The sequence below is a fragment of the Paenarthrobacter sp. PH39-S1 genome (assembly GCF_030063245.1).
Classification (GTDB): domain Bacteria; phylum Actinomycetota; class Actinomycetes; order Actinomycetales; family Micrococcaceae; genus Arthrobacter_M.
This window is the reverse complement of record NZ_JASISR010000001.1, coordinates 180,684-200,490: the sequence shown is the minus strand read 5'-3', so window position 1 is coordinate 200,490 and position 19,807 is coordinate 180,684. Positions and strand designations below refer to the sequence as shown.

Below are 19,807 nucleotides of genomic sequence, written 5' to 3'. Positions count from 1 at the left end.
AACCATGTTGAAACTCAACAAATCGGTGAAGACCATAGCGGTCCTTGCCGCGGCGTCCGCCCTCGCGCTGACCGGTTGTGGCCGCGCGGACACCGGTTCCTCTGCCAACGGCAGCTCCGCTGCGGCCGGCTTCGCCAAGGATGCCGAAATCGGCGTTGCGCTGCCGCAGAAGACCTCGGAGAACTGGGTTTTGGCCGAGAGTCTGTTCAACAACGGCCTCAAGACCGCCGGGTTCAAGGGCGACGTCCAGTTCGCCAACGGCGGCGTGTCCGATCAGCAGAACCAGATTAGCTCCATGGTCACCAAGGGCGCCAAGGTCATCATCGTCGGCGCGATCGACGGTGCCCAGCTGGGCACCCAGCTCAAGCAGGCAAAGGATGCCGGTGCCACCATCATCGCCTATGACCGGCTCCTGCTGAACACGGAGAACGTGGACTACTACGTGGCCTATGACAACTACAAGGTTGGGCAGCTGCAGGGTCAGGCGCTGCTGGACGGAATGAAGGCCAAGAAGCCCTCCGGACCGTACAACATCGAGCTCTTTGCAGGCTCTCCCGATGACGCCAATGCCAAGGTCTTCTTTGACGGCGCGATGAACGTCCTGCAGCCGAAGATCGACGATGGCACGCTGAAGGTCGTCTCCGGACAGAAATCCTTTGAACAGGCCGTCACCCAGGGCTGGAAGGCAGAGAATGCCCAGAAGCGTATGGATACTCTGCTGGCCGGAAGCTACACCTCGGCCGCCCTGGACGGTGTGCTCTCCCCCAACGACACGCTCGCCCGCGCCATCCTTACGTCGGTGAAGGCCGCAGGCAAGCCGCTGCCGATCGTCACCGGCCAGGATTCCGAGGTGGAGTCCGTCAAATCAATCATGGCCGGCGAGCAGTACTCGACCATCAACAAGGACACCAGCGCTCTGGTGACCCAGGCCATCGGGATGGTCAAGGATCTGCAGGCGGGCAAGACCCCGCCGACCAGCGCGGAAGCTGACAATGGAACCAAGAAGGTCCCCACCTTCTACCTCAAGCCCGTCATCGTCACCAAGGCCAACGCGGCTGAGGCGTATGCCAATGACAAGGTTTTGGCCCCGCTGACCAAGTAGCTCCGGCTGACCAAGAGGCTCCAGCAGGGCAAACAGCTCCAGCGGGCCGCTGAATGGTCCCCGTCCCGGTTTTCCGGGACGGGGACCATTGTGCTTTGCCCCTCCAACCTGCGATGCGTCTCTGGCATGATGGCAGGATGACGACTCCGAACCGTTACATCGCCAGGCCGCACTGGTATACCTCCGCTTCACCGGATCCCATCAAAGCCACCGGGAGACCGTTGCGCTGGGGTGTGGTGGCCACCGGGAACATTGCCCGGACCATGAGCACCGATCTCGCATTGCTGGAAGATGCCGTGCTGCAGGCCGTCAGCTCCCGCAGCCGGCACAACGCCGCAGACTTTGCGGCCCGCTTCGGCTTTGCGCGCCACTATTACGACGACGGGGGCCAGCACGACGACGGCGGAACAGTCGGGAGCGCGTCTGCCGGGAATATGCCGGGGTACCAGCAGCTGGTCGCGGATCCCGAGGTCGATGTGGTCTACATAGCCACCCCGCACGCCCAGCACCATGCCGTGGCGAAGGCTGCCCTGGAAGCCGGCAAACACGTCCTGTGCGAAAAAGCCCTGACCATCAATGCCCGCGAAGCGGCGGAGCTGATCGGACTGGCCCGGGAGCGCGGGCTCTTCCTGATGGAGGCCGTCTGGGCGCGATTTGTCCCCGGGATGCAGCGGGCCTTCGAGATCGCAGACTCGGGGGAGATCGGGGACGTGCAATGGGTCCAGGCGGATCTGGGTTTCGTGGCCCCGCTGGACCGCGCGGCCCGCATCTGGGACCCGACGGCCGGCGGTGGGGCGCTGCTCGATCTGAGTGTTTACCCCCTGCTCTGGGCATGGGGAACGCTGGGCGCCCCGGCGTCCGTCACCGCGGCCGGCACCCTCACGGATTGGGGCGTGGACAGTCAGAACGCGATCACCCTTGAATACTCCTCCGGGGCGCATGCCCAGCTCATCTCCTCCCTCACCGCACTCGGCCCGCGGTCCGCCGTCGTCGCCGGTTCCGAGGGCTTCATCCGGACCTCAGGGTCGATCAATAATCCGACCTCACTCGCCGTTCACGTTGGCTCCCGCACCGCCCGGGTGGAGAATTTCGAGTTTCCCGGCCGCGGCTACACCTACCAGTTGCGCGAAGTCACGCGCTGCATCCAGCAGGGGCTCACCGAAAGCCCCACCATGCCGCTGGATGATTCATTGGCCATCATGGCGCTCTTTGACGGCATCCGCGGCCAGCTGGGCATCACCTATCCGGCGGATAGGATGAGCGCCGGATAACCCCGGTCCCACAATGGCGCAGCTTCCGACGAGTACTGACGGGTGAATCTGAAGCGGATCGCGTCCACATTAGAAACGGATCGCGTCGATCACCTTGACGCGGACCGCCATCAGGGCAGGGATCAGGCCAGCCAGCGCGCCCACCGTCACGCCGAAGAATACCCTCCCTCCAGTGGCGCCAAAGCTGCTCCGCCAGTGCCGCCACCGCTCCGCCGGTGCCTGTTAAACTGCCACGATTCCGCCGGTGCCTGTTAAGCCGGTGCCTGTTAAACTGCCACGAATAAACTGCCACGAAAACTGGGCAAAGCTTAACGCGAAGGCTCAATGGGCTGACGCCAGCGCTAGCCGACGCCCAGGTACGCCTCCTTGATCGCGGGATTGGAGAGCAGTTCCTTGCCCGTCCCGCTGTGCGTGATTTCGCCGGTCTCCAAGACAAAGGCCCGATGTGCGCGCGCCAAGGCCTGGTTGGCGTTCTGCTCCACCAGCAGCACCGTGGTGCCTTGGCTGTTGATCTCCGTGATGATCTTGAAGATCTGCCGGATGAACTGCGGCGCCAGCCCCATGGACGGCTCATCCAGGAGCAGCAGCTTGGGGTTGGACATGAGCGCGCGCCCGATCGCCAGCATCTGCTGCTCGCCGCCGGACATGGTCCCGCCGAGCTGCTTCTGGCGTTCCTCCAGCCTCGGAAAGAGGGCAAAAACGCGGGCAATGTCCGCCGCCATGCCGCTTCGGTCCTTGCGCCCGAACGCCCCCATGTCCAGGTTCTCCAGCACGGTCATGCCGGGGAACACCCCGCGTCCTTCGGGAGCCTGCGAGATGCCCTGCACCACGCGGATGTGGGCCTTCATCTTGGTGATGTCCTGCCCGGCGAATTTGATGGATCCGGCCGAGGGGTTCAACAGCCCGGAAATGGTCTTCATCGTCGTCGTCTTGCCGGCACCGTTCGCGCCGATCAGCGAGACGATCTCCCCCTCCTCGACGGTGAAGGACATGTCCTTAATCGCCTGGATCCGGCCATAGTGGACGCTTACATTGTCCAGCTCAAGCAACGTCATCTTCGGGCTCTCCTAGGTATGCCGAAATCACGAGGGGATCTTCACGGATCTCGCGGGGGCGGCCGTCGGCAATCTTCTTGCCGAACTCCAACACCACAATCCGGTCCGTCACCCCCATCACCAGTTTCATGTCGTGCTCGATCAGCAGCACGGTGTAGCCGTCGTTGCGGATGGTGCGGATGAGCGTCATCAGCTCTTCCTTCTCCGCCGGGTTGAAGCCGGCCGCGGGCTCATCCAGGCACAGCACCTTGGGGTCCGTGGCGAGCGCGCGGGCAATCTCGAGCCGGCGCTGGTGTCCGTACGGCAGGTGCCGGGACAGGAAATGCGCATGCTCGGCGATCCCGACGAAGTCCAGCAATGCCATGCCGCGTTCGATGGCCGACTTCTCCTCGCGGACATGAGTCGGCAGCCGCAACAGGGCGCGCCCCACGCTGGTCTTATGCCGGGCGTCAAGGCCGACGACGACGTTCTCCAGCGCCGTCATCTCGCCAAACAGCCGGATGTTCTGGAAGGTGCGGGCCAGTCCCATCCGGGTGATCTTGTGCTGCTTCTGGCCCCCGATGGACTGCCCCTCCAGCAGCACCTTGCCACTGCTGGGCTTGTACACACCGGTCATCGCATTGAAGCAGGTGGTCTTGCCGGCACCATTGGGACCGATCAAGCCCAGGATCTCGCCGCGCTTGATGTCAAACGAAACATTGTCCAGCGCCATCAGGCCACCGAACTTCACGGTCAGATTCTGCACCTGGACCAGACTGTCACCGATCTTGACGCCGATTTCCCGCTCCGGCGCTACAATTTCGGCGACGTCCAGATCGATTCCCTGCTCGGCCAGGGCTTGTTCATCGATTCCGGCGGGCTGCGCAACTGCAGTCTCCGCATCGGCAGCGCGGCGCCCGGCCCGATGCTCGACCGGGTGCCGCTCCGGGTGTCCACCGTCGGTGCCGACGGGCTCCCCCACCGGCCAGTCCGCCGTGTGCCGAGGAAGGTCCTCGTTGTGATCCCCGCTCATGCCTGTGCTCCCTTCTCCTGCGCCGTACCAGCCGTTCGCTTCGCGCTCGCGCCGCCGTCGTCCTTCTTGACCGCCCACTTATAGGCGTCACGGCCATACGACAGCAGCCGCTGCCGGGCCGGAAAGAGCCCTTGAGAGCGGAAAATCATGATCAGCACAAGGGCAATACCGAAGATCAGGTATTTGTACTCGGCAATGGCGGTGAAACGATCCGGAATGTAGCTGACCAGTGCGCCGCCGACAATCGCGCCCACCTTATTGCCGGCGCCACCGAGAACGACGGCGGCGACGAAGAGGATGGAGGTGTACACGTCAAAGCGCTGATTGCTGATAAACCCAACCTGCCCCGCGGCCAACGCGCCGGAGAGTCCACCGACCGAGGCGCCGATCGCGAAAGCCCAGACCTTGTATTTGAAGGTCGGAACGCCCATGATCTCGGCGGCGTCCTCGTCCTCCCGGATAGCGACCCAGGCCCGGCCGACGCGGCTGCGCTCCAGGTTGCCCACCAGCAGCAGCACAATAATGATGATGGTCAGGATCAGCCAATACCAGGGAATGCCGTTGGAGTTGGTGAATATCGGAGTCCCGTCGGCCGCAGTGCCCGGCGGGTGCCCCACGGACTGGAAGCCGACCTGTCCCTTCATTGCGGGGATGATGGTGGCCAAAATCCGCACGATTTCGCCAAAGCCCAGCGTCACGATCGCCAGATAGTCACCGCGGAGCCGCAGGGTAGGTATTCCCAGCAGCACGCCGAAGAACATGGTCACGGCCATGGCCACCGGGATGGTCCACAGGTACGGGATTTTCAAAAACGCCGAATCAGGGCTGGTCAGCATCGCAGAGACGTAGGCGCCCACGGCGAAGAACGCGACATAACCGAGGTCCAGCAGGCCGGCGTAGCCGATCACCACGTTCAGACCGATGGCGATCAGGGCGAAACGGGCCATATTGAAGCAGGCCAAGCCAAAGTTATTGCCCGGTTCGGTGGTCAGGATAGGCGGGTTGATAACCGGCAGCAGGTAGGCCAGCACCACCACGATCAGCAGGAATGCCCACTGCTGCTGACGGCTGAGCGCATTCCAACGCTGACCGAGCGAACCGGGCTTCTTCCCTTTGCGGCCGGCAATACTGGCGCCGGGAGCGGTGGTCAGGGCCTCGCGGTCGTCAGCAGACTGCGCCGCTTTTGCGGACGGCAGCGGGGTGGGGCCATCTGTCATGCTCATGCTTTGCTCCTTCCAAGGGAGGTGCCTAGGATGCCCTCGGGCCGCACCAGCAGTACCAGCACCAGCACCATGAAGGCGACGACGTCGGTCCACTGCGAATTGCCGAGCAGTATCTGGCCATAGTTACCAATGAGGCCCAACAGCAGGCCACCGAGCAGTGCGCCGCGGACGTTGCCGATGCCGCCCAATACTGCGGCAGCGAAGGCCTTGATGCCCAAGACAAACCCACCGTTGTACTGGACACCGGATGGAATCTTCATGACGTAGAAGAGCGCCGCCGCCCCGGCAAGGATACCGCCGATCACGAAGGTGATAATGATGATGCGTTCCTTGTTCACACCCATGAGGGTGGCAGTATCGGGATCCTGCGCCACCGCGCGGATCCCGCGCCCGGTGCGGGATTTGCTGATGAACCGCTCGGTGAGAACCATCATGATGACGGCCGCAATGACAATGACCAGTTGCTGGGAATCAATGATGGTACCGAATACGTCGAAGATGGGCGTCGGTTTGAACATGGTCACGGCAGCCTCGGGGCTGGGACCACGGATGGCGTAGATGGTGTATTGAATGGTGAAGGAGACGCCGATGGCCGTGATCAGGAAGACCAGCCGTGGTGCATTGCGCTTCCGCAGCGGCTTATAGGCGACGCGCTCCACCAGGAACGCCGTGAGGGCAGAGGCGATCATGGCGATCACCAGGGCCAGCACGAGGTTCAGCACAATGGACGCCAGCGACAGGTGCGGAACGTTGGGGCCGAATCCCAAACCGTTGAGTGTAAAGAAAACCGCGTAGCAGCCCATGATGAAGACTTCTGAGTGGGCAAAGTTAATCAGGTTCAACACACCATAGACGAGGGTGTAACCCAAGGCCACGAGCGCGTAGATGGACCCAAAGGTCAGTCCGTCAAAGGTGGCGCTCCAGAAGTTCTCGCCCAAGGACGCGACATCGAAGCTGATCCAGTCATTGTCCATCGGCATGGACGTCAGTAGTGAAGTGAGCATTGGCACATCCTGGTTGAGTCCGGGAAACGGATCGGCAGTGATCCGGGCGGACAATCGGTAGCTTTCGGTTTTTCGTGCGTCCAAGACAATGCTGCGGGACCTCGCCTACCGGCCCCGCAGCATTGTCCATGTTCCGCTAGTTACTCGCCGATCGCGCCAACTGGCACAATCTTGCCGTTTTCCACTTTGTATCCGTAGACCGTCGGGGCCTGCAGTTCGCCCTTGTCGTCCCACTTGTAGTGCTTGCTCAGACCGTCCTTGTCGTAGGACTTGACCCAGGAGAGCAGATCCGCGCGGGACTGCTTGCCGGCGTCGATGCCCGACAGGAGCACCGTCGCGGCGTCGTAACCTTCAATGGAGTACGTTCCCGGCTCCGCGTTGTTCAAGGACTTGTACGCGCTCTCAAAGGAGGGAATCAGTTCACCCGGAATACACGGGCAGGTGAAGTAGGCGTTGTTGGAGGAATCTCCGGCCTGCTTGATGAACTGATCATCCTTGAGGCCGTCGGGGCCAACGAAGGTTCCGGTGAAACCCTTGCCGACCAGCTGCTGGTCAAAGGGCGCGCCCTCGGCATAGTAGCCGGAGTAGAACACCGCATCGGCCTTGGCATTGATGATCTTGGAGATTACCGCGGAAAAGTCCTTCTGCCCGGTCGTGACCTTGTCGGTTCCGGCCAGCGCGCTTCCGAGCCCATCGGAGGTCGTCTTGCCCAGGCCGATGCCGTAGTCGGAGTCATCCTGAACGACGTAGACCTTCTTGGCTGCCAGTTTCCCGGTCATGAATTTTGCGGCTGCCGGTCCCTGTACGGCGTCGTTGCCCAGGCCGCGAAAGAAGGTCGTCCAGCCGTTGGTGGTCAGGCCCGGGTTCGTTGCGGCCGGAGTGATGTGCACCAGTTTCGACTGCTCGAAAATGTTGCCGGTTGCCTTGGACTCGCCGGAGAACGGCAGACCGATGACACCGATGATGCTGGCCTCGGTGGTCACCTGGGTCACCGGGCCGGTGGCCTTGCTCGGATCCCCCTCGGTGTCAAATTTCTTGAACTGCACCTGGCAGCCGGCGTTCGCGGCGTTATGCTCGTTGATGGCCAGCTGAACGCCGTTGAAAATGTTAATACCCAGCTGGGCGTTGGGGCCGGTCTCCGCACCCGCGTAGGCCAGCGTCGTGGTGGCCGGGCAGGTGGCCTTGCCGTCACCCTTGGGCAGGACAGCATTCGGCGGAGTGTCAATTTTGGTCAGTGCCGGGACGTTCACCTTGCTGCCGGACGCAGCGGTGTCGGAGGAGGTGCCGGTTCCTGCCTGGTTCGCGCACGATGACAGCAGCATCCCCAGCGTGGCTGCCACGGCCAGTGTCGAGACAAGTTTCTTGCGGTACATAGATTTGCCTTTCGGGCCACATCCGAGCAAAGGCCTCATTGCCTGCGCTCATTCGTTGATTATGTCCTGAGACTACAACGAAATGTTGTGTCGGACACACTCGGAAGAAATTAAGATCAGGTAACGACCGAAAGACGAATATGCGACAGGACTGCCCACTCTCCCATGCGGGCGAGCGGGCAGTGGATGTACCGCGGCGGCGTTTAGCTACCGGCCGGTAGCTAAACGCTGAGCGTGGCCAGAATTTCGTTGAGCTTCGCCGACGGACGCATGACGGCGGCAACCTTCGCCACATCGGGGCGGTAGTAGCCGCCGAGGTCAACCGGGGGGCCCTGCACGGACAGCAGCTGCCCGACAATGGTTGTCTCGTTGGAGGTCAGCGCCTCGGCAACGGCGGAGAAAGGGGCGGCCAGCTCGGCGTCCTCGGTCTGCTTTGCCAGTTCCTGAGCCCAGTACCGCGCCAGGTAGAAGTGGCTTCCGCGGTTGTCCAGCTCCCCGACTCTGCGGCTCGGGGACTTATTCTCGAGCAAAAAAGTTCCGGTGGCGCGGTCCAGCGTGTCCGCCAGAATCTGGGCACGCGTGTTGCCGGTCGAGGTGGCCAGATGTTCGAAGCTGACGGCCAGCGCAAGGAATTCACCCAGGCTATCCCAGCGCAGGTGGTTTTCCTGCAACAGCTGCTGAACGTGCTTCGGAGCGGATCCGCCGGCACCGGTCTCGAAGAGTCCGCCGCCGTTGATCAGGGGAACGATGGAGAGCATCTTGGCGCTGGTGCCCAGCTCAAGGATCGGGAACAGGTCTGTGAGGTAATCCCGCAGCACATTGCCGGAGACGGAGATGGTGTCCTCGCCCCTGCGGATACGCTCCAGCGTGAAGGCGGTGGCGTCCTCCGGCGTCATGATCTCGATCCGCAGGCCCTCGGTGTCGTGATCCTTCAGGTATTCCCTGACCTTGGTGATCAGGTTGGCATCGTGGGCGCGGCCTTCGTCCAGCCAGAAGACGGCGGGAGTCAGAGAGGCACGGGCACGGGTGACGGCCAGCTTGACCCAGTCACGGATCGGCAGGTCCTTGGTCTGGCAGGCCCGCCAAACGTCGCCGGCCGAAACCTGGTGTTCGATCAGCACGGTCCCGGAGCCGTCGACGATCTGTACGGTGCCTGCAGCCTGGATCTCGAAGGTCTTGTCATGGCTTCCGTATTCCTCGGCAGCCTGGGCCATCAGGCCAACATTCGGGACGGTGCCCATGGTGGTCGGATCGAACGCGCCGTTCGCGCGGCAGTCATCGATCACGACCTGGTAAACGCCTGCGTAGCAGCTGTCCGGAATCACTGCCAGGGTATCCGCGGCTTTGCCGTCCGGGCCCCACATCTTGCCGGAGGTGCGGATCATCGCCGGCATCGACGCGTCCACGATGATATCCGAAGGAACATGCAGGTTGGTGATCCCCTTATCCGAATCCACCATGGCCAGTGCGGGCCCGTCGTCCAGGCCCTGCTTGATGGCAGCCTGGGCACCTTCACGGATGTCGGCGGGAAGCGCATCGAGTCCGTTGAGGATGGAGGCCAGACCGTTGTTCGCGCTGAGGCCCGCCTTGGCCAGCTGAGCACCGTAGCCTGCAAACAGATCCGGCAGGAAGGCCCTGACGATGTGGCCGAAGATGATCGGATCGGAAACCTTCATCATGGTGGCCTTCAGGTGTGCGGAGAACAGCACACCCTCGTCCTTGGCCCGGGCAATCTGCGCTGCCAAGAACTCATCGAGGGCGGCCACCCGCAGGACGGTACCGTCGACAACCTCGCCGGCAAGGACCCGGAAGGAGTCCTTTAGTACGGTGCTGGTGCCGTCTTCGGCGATGAACAGGATCTTAATGGTTCCATTGGCGCCGATCACCACGGACTTCTCATTGGAGCGGAAGTCATCGGCAACCATATGGGCGACGTTGGTCTTCGACTCTGAAGACCAGGCTCCCATGGTGTGCGGGTTCTTGCGCGCGTAATTCTTCACCGACAGCGGCGCCCGGCGGTCGGAGTTGCCTTCACGCAGGACCGGGTTGACAGCGGAACCCTTGATCTTGTCGTAACGGGCCCGGACAACCTTTTCCTCATCGGTGGAGGGATCGTCGGGATAGTCCGGGAGGTCGTAGCCCTGGCCCTGAAGCTCGGCGACGGCAGCCTTCAACTGCGGGACGGAAGCGCTGATGTTCGGCAGCTTGATGATGTTCGCTTCGGGTTTCCTGGCAAGTTCACCCAGCTCCGCCAAGGTATCGCCGATCCTTTGTTCCTCGGTGAGGTAGTCGCCGAAAACGGCGATGATACGGCCCGACAGTGAGATGTCACGGGTCTCCACTTCCACACCGGCGGTGGAGGCGAACGCCTCGACAATCGGCAAGAACGAGTAGGTGGCCAGCATCGGCGCTTCGTCGGTGTGGGTATAGATAATCTTGGCCATTAGCGAGGCATCTCCTGTGAACGTCTACGGAAATCTGGTGTCATTTCTTTTATATCCAACCTACCTGAGGAGGCCTGGTTGCCGCCCATCAGGCACCCCTGCCGTCGATATCGCACTTCGCGCCCCTGTTGTCCGCCGGCACGGGCGCGAAGTGTGACGTCGATGCGGGGTCAGTGGAAGAAGTGGCGTGATCCGGTCAGGTACATTGTGACGCCGGCCGCCTGGGCCGCGGCGATGACTTCCTCATCGCGCACGGAACCGCCGGGCTGGACGACGGCGCGTACGCCGGCCTCGAGCAGAATCTGCAGGCCATCGGCGAACGGGAAGAACGCGTCCGAGGCAGCCACCGCCCCGCGGGCCCGCTCAATGGCGGTACCGTCCTTGTCCGGGGCCAGCGTATTGGCGCGTTCCACCGCCAGCCTGCAGGAATCCACCCGATTAACCTGCCCCATGCCCACGCCGACCGAGGCGCCGTCGTTGGCGAGCAGAATCCCGTTGGACTTGACCCCGCGCAGCGCCTTCCAGGCGAACGCCAGGTCGGCCATGGTGGCGTCGTCCGCCGGTTCACCCGAAACCAGTGTCCAGCTCTGCGGATTGTCCCCCGCGGCATCCATCCGGTCCGTGGACTGGATCAACATGCCGCCGGAGACCTGCCGAAATTCCACCGCGGCGCGGGCGTAGCCCTCCGGCAGCGTCAGCAGGCGGATGTCCGCACGCTTCTGCAGGCGCTCCAGCGCGTCCGGCTCGAACGACGGCGCAATGATGACCTCGGTGAAGACGCCCTTCAGGCCGACCGCCATGTCATGCGTGACCGGACGGTTGGAGGCGATCACGCCGCCGTAGGCCGAGCTCGGGTCGCAGGCGTGGGCCTTGGCGTGCGCCTGGGCCACCGGGTCGTCAGCATCGGCGGGCGCCACGGCAACGCCGCAGGGGTTGGCATGCTTGACCACGGCCACGGCCGGACCATCGAATTCAAAGGCCGTCCGCAGCGCCGCGTCGGCGTCCACGTAGTTGTTGTAGCTCATCGGCTTACCGTGCAGCTGGTCCGCCTGGGCAATGCCCGGCGTGGCGGCTCGGTCGACATAGAGCGCGGCGGCCTGGTGCGGGTTTTCGCCGTAGCGCAGCACCTCGGAGCGCTCCAAGGCGACACCTGCGTACGCGGGCCAGTGTTCGCCGTCGTCGTTAAGCTCTTGAGCGGTCCACGCGGCCACCGCATTGTCGTAGGCGGCGGTATGCGCGAAGGCCAGCGACGCAAGCCGCCGGCGGCTCGCCAGATCAAAGCCGCCCTGCTGCGCAGCCGCGATGACGTCGGCGTAGCTCTTCGGATCCACGACGACGGCGACCGAGGCGTGGTTCTTAGCGGCGGCACGCACCATCGACGGGCCACCGATGTCAATCTGCTCGACGACGTCGTCATTGGCCGCACCCGAAGCGACGGTCTCGGCGAACGGGTAAAGGTTGACGACGACGAGATCGAACGTGTCGATCTCCAGATCCGCGAGCTGCTGCACATGGTCTGGCAGCCTGCGGTCCGCCAGGATGCCGGCGTGAATGCGCGGATGCAGCGTCTTGACCCGGCCATCGAGCATCTCGGGCGAGCCGGTGACCTCTTCAACCCCCTGCACCGGAATATCCACGGCGGCGATCCGGGCGGCCGTCGAACCGGTGGAAACGATGCTGACGCCTGCGGCATGCAGCCCGGCCGCAAGTTCCTCCAGCCCGGTCTTGTCGTAAACCGAGATCAGGGCCCGGCGGATAGGTACCCGGTCAAGTTGTGCAGGGTCAAGGGTGCTCACGGATTCTTCTCCAGTACGTGTCGACTGACGCTGCGCGGCGTCCGGGAAGGGGATACCTCCAAGTTTAGGCCACCGCCATCTGTACCCTTGCAGTATGACCGAGTCGACCGCGCCCGCCACGACAGATGCCCAGTCCCTTCGGCGTCTGGTCAACGGTGTGATCTGGCCCGGATTCATTGGCACATCGGTGCCCTCCTGGCTCGCGGAGGCATTGTCTGACGGCTTGGCCGGGGTGGTGTATTTTAGCCACAACCTCCTTCCCGACATGCCCGGCCAGCCGGCGGAGCTCTCGGCGGCGATCCGGGCCGCCAATCCGTTGGCCGTCACCGGGGCCGACGAAGAGGGTGGCAACGTCACCCGACTGCAATTCCGCGCCGGCTCCGACATTCCCGGCGCGGCGGTGCTCGGAGCCCTCGACGACGTCACACTCACCGAGGCGGCCGGCCGGGCCATCGGGACGCTCTGCCGCGCGGCCGGCATCAACCTGGTGATCGGCCCGGTGGCGGATGTGAATACCAACCCGCTCAATCCGGTCATTGGCGTCCGCTCCTTCGGCTCCGGCACGGACCTTGTCAGCCGGCACACCGGCGCCATGGTCCGCGGCATTGCGTCCACCGGCGTCGGGGCCTGTGCCAAACATTTCCCCGGTCACGGGGACACCAGCGGCGATTCGCACCTGTCTCTGCCACGCCTGGATATGACCCTCGACGACGTCAAGCGGGTCCATCTGCCGCCGTTCCGGGCTGCGGCGGCGGCGGGTGCAGCGGCGATGATGAGCGCACACATTGTGATTCCCGATCTGGGCGAGGCACCGGCCACACTGAATCCGGCCGCTGGCGCCCTGCTCCGCGGACTGGGTTTCGACGGGCTGCTGATCACCGATGCACTGGACATGGCGGCGGTGCAGGCCACGGTTGGCATGGGCCAGGGCGCCGTCCAGTCCCTGCTGGCCGGGGCGGATCTGCTTTGCGTGGGCAACCCGTCCAATCCGTACAGCTCCGGGGGAGGCACCGACGGGACTGGTCAAGGGGGCGCCGGCGAGGACGACTATCTGCAGGTCAGAGACGCGCTGCTGGCCGCCGTTGCCGACGGCACACTGCCCATCTCAGTGCTGGAGCGCGCGGCCGCACGGGTTGCGGCGTTTGCGTCCGGTGCGGCTCGCGTGCCGGCCGCGGACCATCCGGCGGACCCGGCGCAGGAACCTGACTGGGTGGCCGTCGCGGCGCGGGCCTGCACGGTCTCGGGCAGCGGCGGCACCGCTGCCGTGGCGATGCCGCGTCTACCATCCGGGGTATCCGCCGTCGACGTCGTCGATCTTCGCACCGCGCACAATATGGCGGCCGGCGCCACCGAAAACTTCTTTGCCGCAGCGCTGGCCGAGCGCCTGACGGTGCGGACACTGTCACTGCAGGAGCTGGTGGCCGACAAGGAAGCCGTACAGGTTCCGCCAGGGCTGGACAGCCCATCCCCGCGGCCCTGCGTGGTGGTCCTTGACGCCCTGCTGGATCGGGGCCAGGCCGCTGGGCTGGCGGAACTGATCGACGTAGTTCCGGACGCCATCGCGATTAACGCCGGTCTCGCGACGCCTCTCCCGGTCGCTCCGCCGATGCCCATCATCAACTGCTTCGGCTCGTCCCGTGTCAGTGCCCGCGCGGTGGCCCGGCTGCTCACGGCGGAAGACCGGACAGGAAGAACGCTATGACCGACCCCAATGCCGCCCTCCGTACCGAGCTGACCGGGCTGACCACCGAGGCCGCTAACCCCGAACTCTCCGCCCTGGACACGATGGGCACGCTGGCACTGGTGCAGGCCATGAACGCCGAGGACAGCAAGGTGCCCGCGGCCATTGCCGGCGCGGGCGTCAGCATCGCCCGCACCATCGATGCCGTTGCCGAACGGATGGCGCGCGGCGGGAGACTGATCTACGTGGGCGCCGGTACCTCGGGCCGCCTCGGCGTGCTTGACGCCAGCGAATGCCCGCCCACATTCGGAACGGATCCGTCCCAGGTGGTGGGCGTCGTGGCCGGCGGTGAGCAGGCGCTCCGGCAGGCGGTCGAAAATGCCGAGGACGACGACGAGGCCGGCGCCGCGGATATGCGTCACCTGAGCGTCACCGCCGCAGACGCAGTCGTCGGCATCTCCGCCTCCGGCCGGACACCTTATGTGCTGGGCGCACTCGCTGCTGCCCGGGAGACCGGTGCCCTGACTGTCGGGCTCTCCTGCAACGCAGACTCGCCGTTGGGTGCCGCGGCCGGGATTGCTATTGAGATCGAAGTCGGCCCCGAATTCGTCACCGGGTCCACCCGGCTGAAAGCCGGCACCGCGCAGAAACTGGTCCTGAACATGATCAGCACCCTCACCATGATCCGGCTGGGGAAGACGTATGGAAGCCTCATGGTGGATCTGAAGGCAACAAACGCCAAGCTGCGTGCGCGGTCCGAACGAACTGTCATGCAAGCGACAGGAGCGGCCGCCCCCGAGGCGGCCGGCGCGCTGGCCGCCGTCGACGGTTCCGTGAAAGCGGCGATTCTGCTGCTGCTGACGGGCCTGCCGCCGGAGCAGGCGCTGGAGTTGCTGCGCGAGCACCGCGGGCAGCTGCGCTCGGCCATTGGTGCCACCGGCGACGAACGGCCCGCATGACTGCCGGCATCCATTCTGGTGAGGGAGAGCTTCGGCGGGCCGAAGCCCTCCATGGCCACCGCCGGGATGACCGGCGTTGGCTTGGGCGTCGCCGCCGCGGCGCTGCTGGTGGAACGCGTCGGGCGAAAATGGATTCTCGCGGTGACCGGGCCGTTGTCCGCGTTGGCGCTGGTGATTTTCGCCCTGACGTTGGGAGTTCCTGATGATCGTCGTCGCCCGGAACAAAACGCCACCGCCTCGCTTAATCCCAACTGGGACGGGTGGCGAGGTCCGCCAGCACCTTGATTAACAGCTCCCGTTCCGCCATCTTGATCCGCTCATGCAGCGTCTCTTCGGTATCACCGGGTTCCACGGCCACCGCGGTCTGCGCGATGATAGGCCCCGTGTCCACGCCGGCGTCGGCGAAATGCACCGTGCACCCGGTGACCTTGACCCCGTAGACCAGCGCATCCCGCACCCCGTGAGCGCCGGGGAAGGCGGGCAGCAGTGCCGGATGAGTGTTCACATACCGCTTGGGGAATGCATTGATAAAGCCCGGTGCCACGATCCGCATAAACCCGGACGAGACCACATAGTCGGGCGAATATGCGGTCACCGCGGCCAGCAGCGCCTCGTCCCACTCCGCCCGGGTGGCAAAATCCTTGAAGTTGACCACGAACGTCTCCAACCCCGCCGCGGCCGAGCGCTCAATGCCGAAGGTGCCCGGCCTGTCCGCCCCCACCGCGGTGATCTCCACCGGCAGTTGCCCGTCCCGGACCGCGTCAATGACAGCCTGCAGGTTGGAACCGGTGCCGGAGACGAGGACGACTATGCGCATGGGACAACCTTAGGTGACAGATCCAGGGGAACCAGAAGATCAGCCCGACTCGCCGCCGGACACGTGCGCTGCATCTTTCGGTTCGCGCTCCAGCCACGGCCCTGCCGCATAACCAACGACGACGCCGACGGCCACTTCCACCGCCACCCAGACGGCCGTGGTGGCAAAGTCGGGTCCGATATCCGTCAGGCGGCCGAGACCGGACGATCCGTGCGCCAGCAGGGCCAGAACGCCTGCGAAAATCCCGGCCGAGGCGCCGATCACCGCTCCCAGCGCCAGCGTTGAGACGGTCGCGGTGAACCAGCGGGTCTTGACCTTGATGGCGAGCCACTCATCGAAGTGATTTTCCCCCGCACGCAAGAACCACCAACCCGCGAGGGCTCCCGCCAGTACGTTGATCACCATCGCCACCACCCCCCAGGAGAACTCCCCTACCGGAAGCGCGCCCAGCACGGGAATGGCGGGCACCGGGGCCACAACGGTTCCCAGCGGGGAGACGGAGGAACCAACGCCCAGAGCGAAGCCCGCGCCCGAGGCCCAGGCCAAGGTCCAGATCACTAGGTTCGGCAGGAAGCCGAGCTGAATAATAGTCAACGCGATGCCACCCACCACGCCCGTTTTCAGCCCCTCGTAGACGGCCACAATGTCGGACCAATGCCAGACAATGTCAACCACCAGCAGCAATGCTGACAGCGCCAGCGCGCCCAGCAGCGCCACAAAACCGGCACGGACGGCTGCCCAGGCGTAGGATCCCGCCCAGCGTGAGTGCTGACTGGTTGCGGCGATCCAGTCCGCCGCGTCAACCCCGATCAGCCGTCCCCACGTGCCTGCTTCGCGCCGCGCCCCGATGATCAGGCCCAGACCAACGGGGATCAGCGGGATCAAGGTGCCCAACGGAAGACTGGCCCTGACTTCGGCGGTTTCACAGATAAACGCCGTCCCCATACCGGCAGCGGCATATGCCAGCAGCGCTCCGAGCACCGCCTGCCAGAGCTGGTCCGTGTAGGAGGCCCGGGCCAGCCGCCGTCCCGCACGCCAGGAGAGCAGAAAGGGAATCACCGCCAGGCCCAGCGGGATCAGGCTGAGCGTCCCGGTCTGCACCGAGGCGGAACTGGGGCCGTTGTTAAAAGTCAGGTTCAAAGGGACCGCGTGCATCACGAGCCAGATCTGGCCGCCGAGCCTCGCCAGGCCAGCGAAGGACTTGTTCTGGAAACCGTCCGCCCACCACACTCCGGCCAGGGGAAGCAGCACCAACAGAGCGGAGATTACGGCCGCCTGAGCGGACTCGAACGCGCCCTGCAGCCACAACGGCATTGGAATTCCCTGTTGGCTTCCCCTGCCCGTTGTCAGTCTCATCGTCTACCATCGTGCCACGTGGCGGTGCATACTGCCCGTCGGCAACGCCGGTGACGGGCCGGATAGCAGGCAGTGCCTTATGGTCGTGCTGCTTATTAAACTCCCGCAACTTTAACCGACAACTGCTTAGTGGGTTCCGGCCGCCATGACTAAGCTGTCCTCATTAGCCGTACCGGGTGGAAAAATCGCTGGCAAAGGAGCCGTGACATGAAATTGCGGAAAAACAAAGGGGTGGGAGCCGCCGCTGCCGCCATAGTGGGCCTGCTTGCCGTGGGCCTGGTGGCCTGCAGCCCGGAGGCACCCGGGACTCCTGCCGCCAGCAGCTCGGGCGGCGCAAGCTACGACGACGTCATTAGCGCCGGCGCAAAGGCGGACGACGCAACCGTCGCGGCCAACGAGTGGGCCAGCCAGATCAAGAAAAACGGTGTCCTGCACGTGGGCGGCACGGAGACGTCCCAGCTGTTCAGTCTGCTGAACCCCAGCACCGGCAAGGCGGTTGGCTTCGATGCTGGGCTTTCCCAACTGCTGGCCAAATACATCATCGGCGAGTCCAAGACAAAGCTGGATCAGGTCACGGTTGACACCCGCGAGGATCTGCTGGTGAACAAATCTGTGGACACCATCATCGCCACCTATTCGATCACGGACAAGCGCGCCGCCCGGGTGGACTTTGCCGGCCCCTATTACTCCTCGCAGGCGGGAATCCTGGTCAAATCAACCAACACCGATATCAAGGGTGTGGCCGATCTCGCCGGTAAGACGGTGACCACACAGGCCGCGTCGACCGGCGTGACGCTGCTGGCCAGCCAGGCTCCGAACGCCACGGTGCTGCCGCTGCCTGACAACGCCCAATGTCTGGCCGCCGTGCAGCAGGGCAGGGCGGATGCCTATGTCATCGACCAGTCCCTGCTGTTGAATGCCTTGGTGGCCAACAAAGACGTGAAGATCGTCGGCGATCCCTTCGGCCCGAAGGACAATTACGGCATCGGTCTCCCCAAAGGTACCGACGCCAAGGCGTTCGTCAATGACTGGCTGAAAAACATCATCGCGGACGGAACCTGGCTCAAACTCTGGAAGGCGACCATCGGGGCGCAAACCGGCACCGCAACCCCGCCCACCGCGCCCACCGTCGGCTAGCTCCACACTATGGACATCCTGCTCACGAAATATCTGGGAACCTTCGGCGAGGGGCTGTGGGTCACGGCCCAGTTCACCGTCGTCGGCTTCATAGGTTCCATGATTCTGGGCGTTGTCCTGGCAACATTCCGAATCAGCCCAGTGGCGTACCTGCGCGCCGTCGGGCTGATCTTCGTGGAGATTTTCCGTAATGTTCCGCTGGTTTCCCTGTTGATCCTGGTGGTCTACGGGCTCCCTGAAATCGGCATCACCATCGACTACCTGCCGTCGGTGATGATTGCCATGATCCTGGTCGGCGCGTCCTTCGCCTGCGAGGTGTTCCGAACCGGCATCAACGCCATTCCGTCCGGTCAGGTGGAGGCCGGCCGGGCGATCGGGCTGGGCTTCTTCGGCGTGCTCCGCGAGATCGTCTTCCCGCAGGCCACCCGTGCGATGGTGCAGCCCATCGTCACCTTGTTCATCGGGATCCTGCTCTCCTCCTCACTCGCCGGCGTCGTGGGCGTGATGGATCTGACCGCACAGGTCAGCTTCATCAATAACAAGGAGGCACTGGGGCTGGTGACGTTCCTCGTGGCCGCCGTCATTTATGCCACCATTGCACTGGGGGCCGGTGCCGTCGGCGCCAGGCTTGAAACAAGGCTGCGAGTGCTGCGGTGAGCACCCAGCAGGTCCTTTTCGACGCCGTCGGCCCCAAGGCCCGGCGCCGCGTCATGATCCTGACCATTGTCAGCATTCTCGTCACACTGGGCCTGCTGATTCTGGCCTATGCCCAGTTTTATCAGAGCGGCCAACTCGCGCCGTCCAAGTGGGCGGAGTTCAAACAGTCCAGCACCTGGCGGTACCTGCTCAAGGCCTTTGGCAACACCGCGCTCGCCGCACTGGGGGCCGGCGCCATCGCGCTGCCGCTGGGCCTGTTCCTGGCGTTGGGGAGGCTTGCCGACGCGAAGCTGGTGCGCTGGCCGTGCACAGCGGTGATTGAACTGCTGCGCTCGGTGCCGCTGCTGCTGATCATTTACATCTTTGTCTCAGCGCTGCCGCCCTATGGGATAAACCCGGATGTCTTTTGGAAGCTCGTCATTCCGATCGGCCTGTGCTCCGGGGCGACGATTGCCGAGGTTTTCCGGGCCGGTATCCTAGCGCTGCCCAAGGGCCAGACCGAGGCGGCCATCGCCGTCGGGCTCACCCCCGCGCAGGCATTCCGACTGGTGGTTTTTCCGCAGTCCGTGCGGATTGTGCTTCCGGCCCTGATTGCACAGGTGGTGATCCTGCTGAAGGACACCACGCTAGGTTATGTGGTCTCCTATGGTGAGCTGCAGCAATCGGGCAAGGTTCTGGTGGCTTCCACCGGGCATCTGGTGCAGACCTACCTGATCATTACCATCGTCTACATCGGCATGAATATCGTCATTTCGAACGCCGCCAGCGCCATCGACCGCAGGATGTCACGACGCCGGGCCGGCGTTGCGGGCCCGGCCCCGCAGGATGCCACGGAGCGTCAGCTCAGCACCATCGCCTGACTCCTGGCCCTCGGCCCCGTCCAGTGGAGAGGTGCTGGAACGCGCGGTCGAAATACATCC

Annotated in this window: 16 protein-coding genes and 1 pseudogene; 8 read left to right on the top strand and 9 right to left on the bottom strand. The window is 64.2% G+C overall.

The features are described from left to right. The first annotated feature begins 4 nt into the window (after positions 1 to 4). Together QMG52_RS00880 and QMG52_RS00875 are read left to right on the top strand one after the other, a co-directional pair. Positions 5 to 1,102 (top strand): substrate-binding domain-containing protein, encoded by a 1,098-nt coding sequence (locus QMG52_RS00880; protein WP_283558544.1) that lies wholly within the window; start codon positions 5 to 7, stop codon positions 1,100 to 1,102. 137 nt (positions 1,103 to 1,239) lie between these two features. Then, complete coding sequence (locus QMG52_RS00875) at positions 1,240 to 2,373, top strand: Gfo/Idh/MocA family protein (protein WP_283558543.1); 1,134 nt, start codon at positions 1,240 to 1,242, stop codon at positions 2,371 to 2,373. A gap of 341 nt (positions 2,374 to 2,714) precedes the next feature. Here the strand turns inward: QMG52_RS00875 and QMG52_RS00870 are convergent, their stop codons facing one another. From QMG52_RS00870 to purH, 7 genes are all read right to left on the bottom strand, one after another. Then, entirely contained in the window at positions 2,715 to 3,428 is a 714-nt protein-coding gene (locus tag QMG52_RS00870; RefSeq protein WP_283558542.1) for an ABC transporter ATP-binding protein, read from the bottom strand. Further along, on the bottom strand, positions 3,415 to 4,440 hold the full coding sequence (locus tag QMG52_RS00865; protein ID WP_502920416.1) for an ABC transporter ATP-binding protein: 1,026 nt from the start codon (positions 4,438 to 4,440) through the stop codon (positions 3,415 to 3,417). The genes QMG52_RS00870 and QMG52_RS00865 overlap by 14 nt, the downstream gene beginning before the upstream one ends. Continuing rightward, positions 4,437 to 5,663 carry a branched-chain amino acid ABC transporter permease gene (locus QMG52_RS00860; RefSeq protein ID WP_283558541.1) on the bottom strand — a complete coding sequence of 409 codons (1,227 nt, stop codon included), beginning with the start codon at positions 5,661 to 5,663 and terminating at the stop codon, positions 4,437 to 4,439. The genes QMG52_RS00865 and QMG52_RS00860 overlap by 4 nt, the downstream gene beginning before the upstream one ends. Continuing rightward, entirely contained in the window at positions 5,660 to 6,667 is a 1,008-nt protein-coding gene (locus QMG52_RS00855; protein ID WP_283558540.1) for a branched-chain amino acid ABC transporter permease, read from the bottom strand. Before QMG52_RS00855 ends, QMG52_RS00860 begins: the two co-directional genes overlap by 4 nt. Before the next feature lie 140 nt (positions 6,668 to 6,807). Further along, on the bottom strand, positions 6,808 to 8,040 hold the full coding sequence (locus QMG52_RS00850; protein WP_283558539.1) for a branched-chain amino acid ABC transporter substrate-binding protein: 1,233 nt from the start codon (positions 8,038 to 8,040) through the stop codon (positions 6,808 to 6,810). A gap of 221 nt (positions 8,041 to 8,261) precedes the next feature. Further along, complete coding sequence (locus tag QMG52_RS00845; RefSeq protein ID WP_283558538.1) at positions 8,262 to 10,484, bottom strand: NADP-dependent isocitrate dehydrogenase; 2,223 nt, start codon at positions 10,482 to 10,484, stop codon at positions 8,262 to 8,264. Positions 10,485 to 10,654: 170 nt separating this feature from the next. Then, positions 10,655 to 12,280 carry a bifunctional phosphoribosylaminoimidazolecarboxamide formyltransferase/IMP cyclohydrolase gene (gene purH, locus QMG52_RS00840; RefSeq protein WP_283558537.1) on the bottom strand — a complete coding sequence of 542 codons (1,626 nt, stop codon included), beginning with the start codon at positions 12,278 to 12,280 and terminating at the stop codon, positions 10,655 to 10,657. Between the two features lie 94 nt (positions 12,281 to 12,374). Between purH and QMG52_RS00835 the strand changes: the two genes are divergently transcribed. The 3 genes and pseudogenes from QMG52_RS00835 to QMG52_RS22060 all read left to right on the top strand — a co-directional run. Continuing rightward, positions 12,375 to 13,982: a glycoside hydrolase family 3 N-terminal domain-containing protein gene (locus QMG52_RS00835; protein ID WP_283558536.1), complete on the top strand. Its 1,608-nt coding sequence runs from the start codon at positions 12,375 to 12,377 to the stop codon at positions 13,980 to 13,982. Continuing rightward, positions 13,979 to 14,920, top strand: a complete 942-nt coding sequence (gene murQ, locus QMG52_RS00830) for an N-acetylmuramic acid 6-phosphate etherase (protein ID WP_283558535.1) — start codon at positions 13,979 to 13,981, stop codon at positions 14,918 to 14,920. Before QMG52_RS00835 ends, murQ begins: the two co-directional genes overlap by 4 nt. A 12-nt stretch (positions 14,921 to 14,932) precedes the next feature. Next, positions 14,933 to 15,121 (top strand): annotated as a pseudogene (locus tag QMG52_RS22060) (MFS transporter); the annotation flags it as partial. A 40-nt stretch (positions 15,122 to 15,161) separates the two neighbouring features. Here the strand turns inward: QMG52_RS22060 and purN are convergent. After that, positions 15,162 to 15,737 (bottom strand): phosphoribosylglycinamide formyltransferase, encoded by a 576-nt coding sequence (purN, locus tag QMG52_RS00820; RefSeq protein ID WP_283558534.1) that lies wholly within the window; start codon positions 15,735 to 15,737, stop codon positions 15,162 to 15,164. A 39-nt stretch (positions 15,738 to 15,776) separates the two neighbouring features. Then, positions 15,777 to 17,093, bottom strand: coding sequence for a cell division protein PerM (locus QMG52_RS00815; protein ID WP_283558533.1), 1,317 nt, complete (start codon positions 17,091 to 17,093; stop codon positions 15,777 to 15,779). A gap of 207 nt (positions 17,094 to 17,300) precedes the next feature. Between QMG52_RS00815 and QMG52_RS00810 the strand changes: the two genes are divergently transcribed. Genes QMG52_RS00810 through QMG52_RS00800 form a run of 3 tightly spaced genes read left to right on the top strand, consistent with a single transcriptional unit; the run spans position 17,301 to position 19,747 of the window. Further along, on the top strand, positions 17,301 to 18,230 hold the full coding sequence (locus tag QMG52_RS00810; RefSeq protein ID WP_283558532.1) for a glutamate ABC transporter substrate-binding protein: 930 nt from the start codon (positions 17,301 to 17,303) through the stop codon (positions 18,228 to 18,230). 9 nt (positions 18,231 to 18,239) lie between these two features. Further along, on the top strand, positions 18,240 to 18,887 hold the full coding sequence (locus QMG52_RS00805) for an amino acid ABC transporter permease (protein ID WP_283558531.1): 648 nt from the start codon (positions 18,240 to 18,242) through the stop codon (positions 18,885 to 18,887). Further along, positions 18,884 to 19,747 (top strand): amino acid ABC transporter permease, encoded by an 864-nt coding sequence (locus QMG52_RS00800; RefSeq protein ID WP_283558530.1) that lies wholly within the window; start codon positions 18,884 to 18,886, stop codon positions 19,745 to 19,747. Before QMG52_RS00805 ends, QMG52_RS00800 begins: the two co-directional genes overlap by 4 nt. Positions 19,748 to 19,807: the final 60 nt, after the last annotated feature.

Excerpts from the sequence above, each read along its gene's own strand:
- QMG52_RS00880 (WP_283558544.1), top strand. The coding sequence starts at position 5 with ATGTTGAAACTCAACAAATCGGTGAAGACCATAGCGGTCCTTGCCGCG.
- QMG52_RS00875 (WP_283558543.1), top strand. The coding sequence starts at position 1,240 with ATGACGACTCCGAACCGTTACATCGCCAGGCCGCACTGGTATACCTCC.
- QMG52_RS00870 (WP_283558542.1), bottom strand. The coding sequence starts at position 3,428 with ATGACGTTGCTTGAGCTGGACAATGTAAGCGTCCACTATGGCCGGATC.
- QMG52_RS00865 (WP_502920416.1), bottom strand. The coding sequence starts at position 4,440 with ATGAGCGGGGATCACAACGAGGACCTTCCTCGGCACACGGCGGACTGG.
- QMG52_RS00860 (WP_283558541.1), bottom strand. The coding sequence starts at position 5,663 with ATGAGCATGACAGATGGCCCCACCCCGCTGCCGTCCGCAAAAGCGGCG.
- QMG52_RS00855 (WP_283558540.1), bottom strand. The coding sequence starts at position 6,667 with ATGCTCACTTCACTACTGACGTCCATGCCGATGGACAATGACTGGATC.
- QMG52_RS00850 (WP_283558539.1), bottom strand. The coding sequence starts at position 8,040 with ATGTACCGCAAGAAACTTGTCTCGACACTGGCCGTGGCAGCCACGCTG.
- QMG52_RS00845 (WP_283558538.1), bottom strand. The coding sequence starts at position 10,484 with ATGGCCAAGATTATCTATACCCACACCGACGAAGCGCCGATGCTGGCC.
- QMG52_RS00835 (WP_283558536.1), top strand. The coding sequence starts at position 12,375 with ATGACCGAGTCGACCGCGCCCGCCACGACAGATGCCCAGTCCCTTCGG.
- murQ (WP_283558535.1), top strand. The coding sequence starts at position 13,979 with ATGACCGACCCCAATGCCGCCCTCCGTACCGAGCTGACCGGGCTGACC.
- purN (WP_283558534.1), bottom strand. The coding sequence starts at position 15,737 with ATGCGCATAGTCGTCCTCGTCTCCGGCACCGGTTCCAACCTGCAGGCT.
- QMG52_RS00815 (WP_283558533.1), bottom strand. The coding sequence starts at position 17,093 with ATGAGACTGACAACGGGCAGGGGAAGCCAACAGGGAATTCCAATGCCG.
- QMG52_RS00810 (WP_283558532.1), top strand. The coding sequence starts at position 17,301 with ATGAAATTGCGGAAAAACAAAGGGGTGGGAGCCGCCGCTGCCGCCATA.
- QMG52_RS00805 (WP_283558531.1), top strand. The coding sequence starts at position 18,240 with ATGGACATCCTGCTCACGAAATATCTGGGAACCTTCGGCGAGGGGCTG.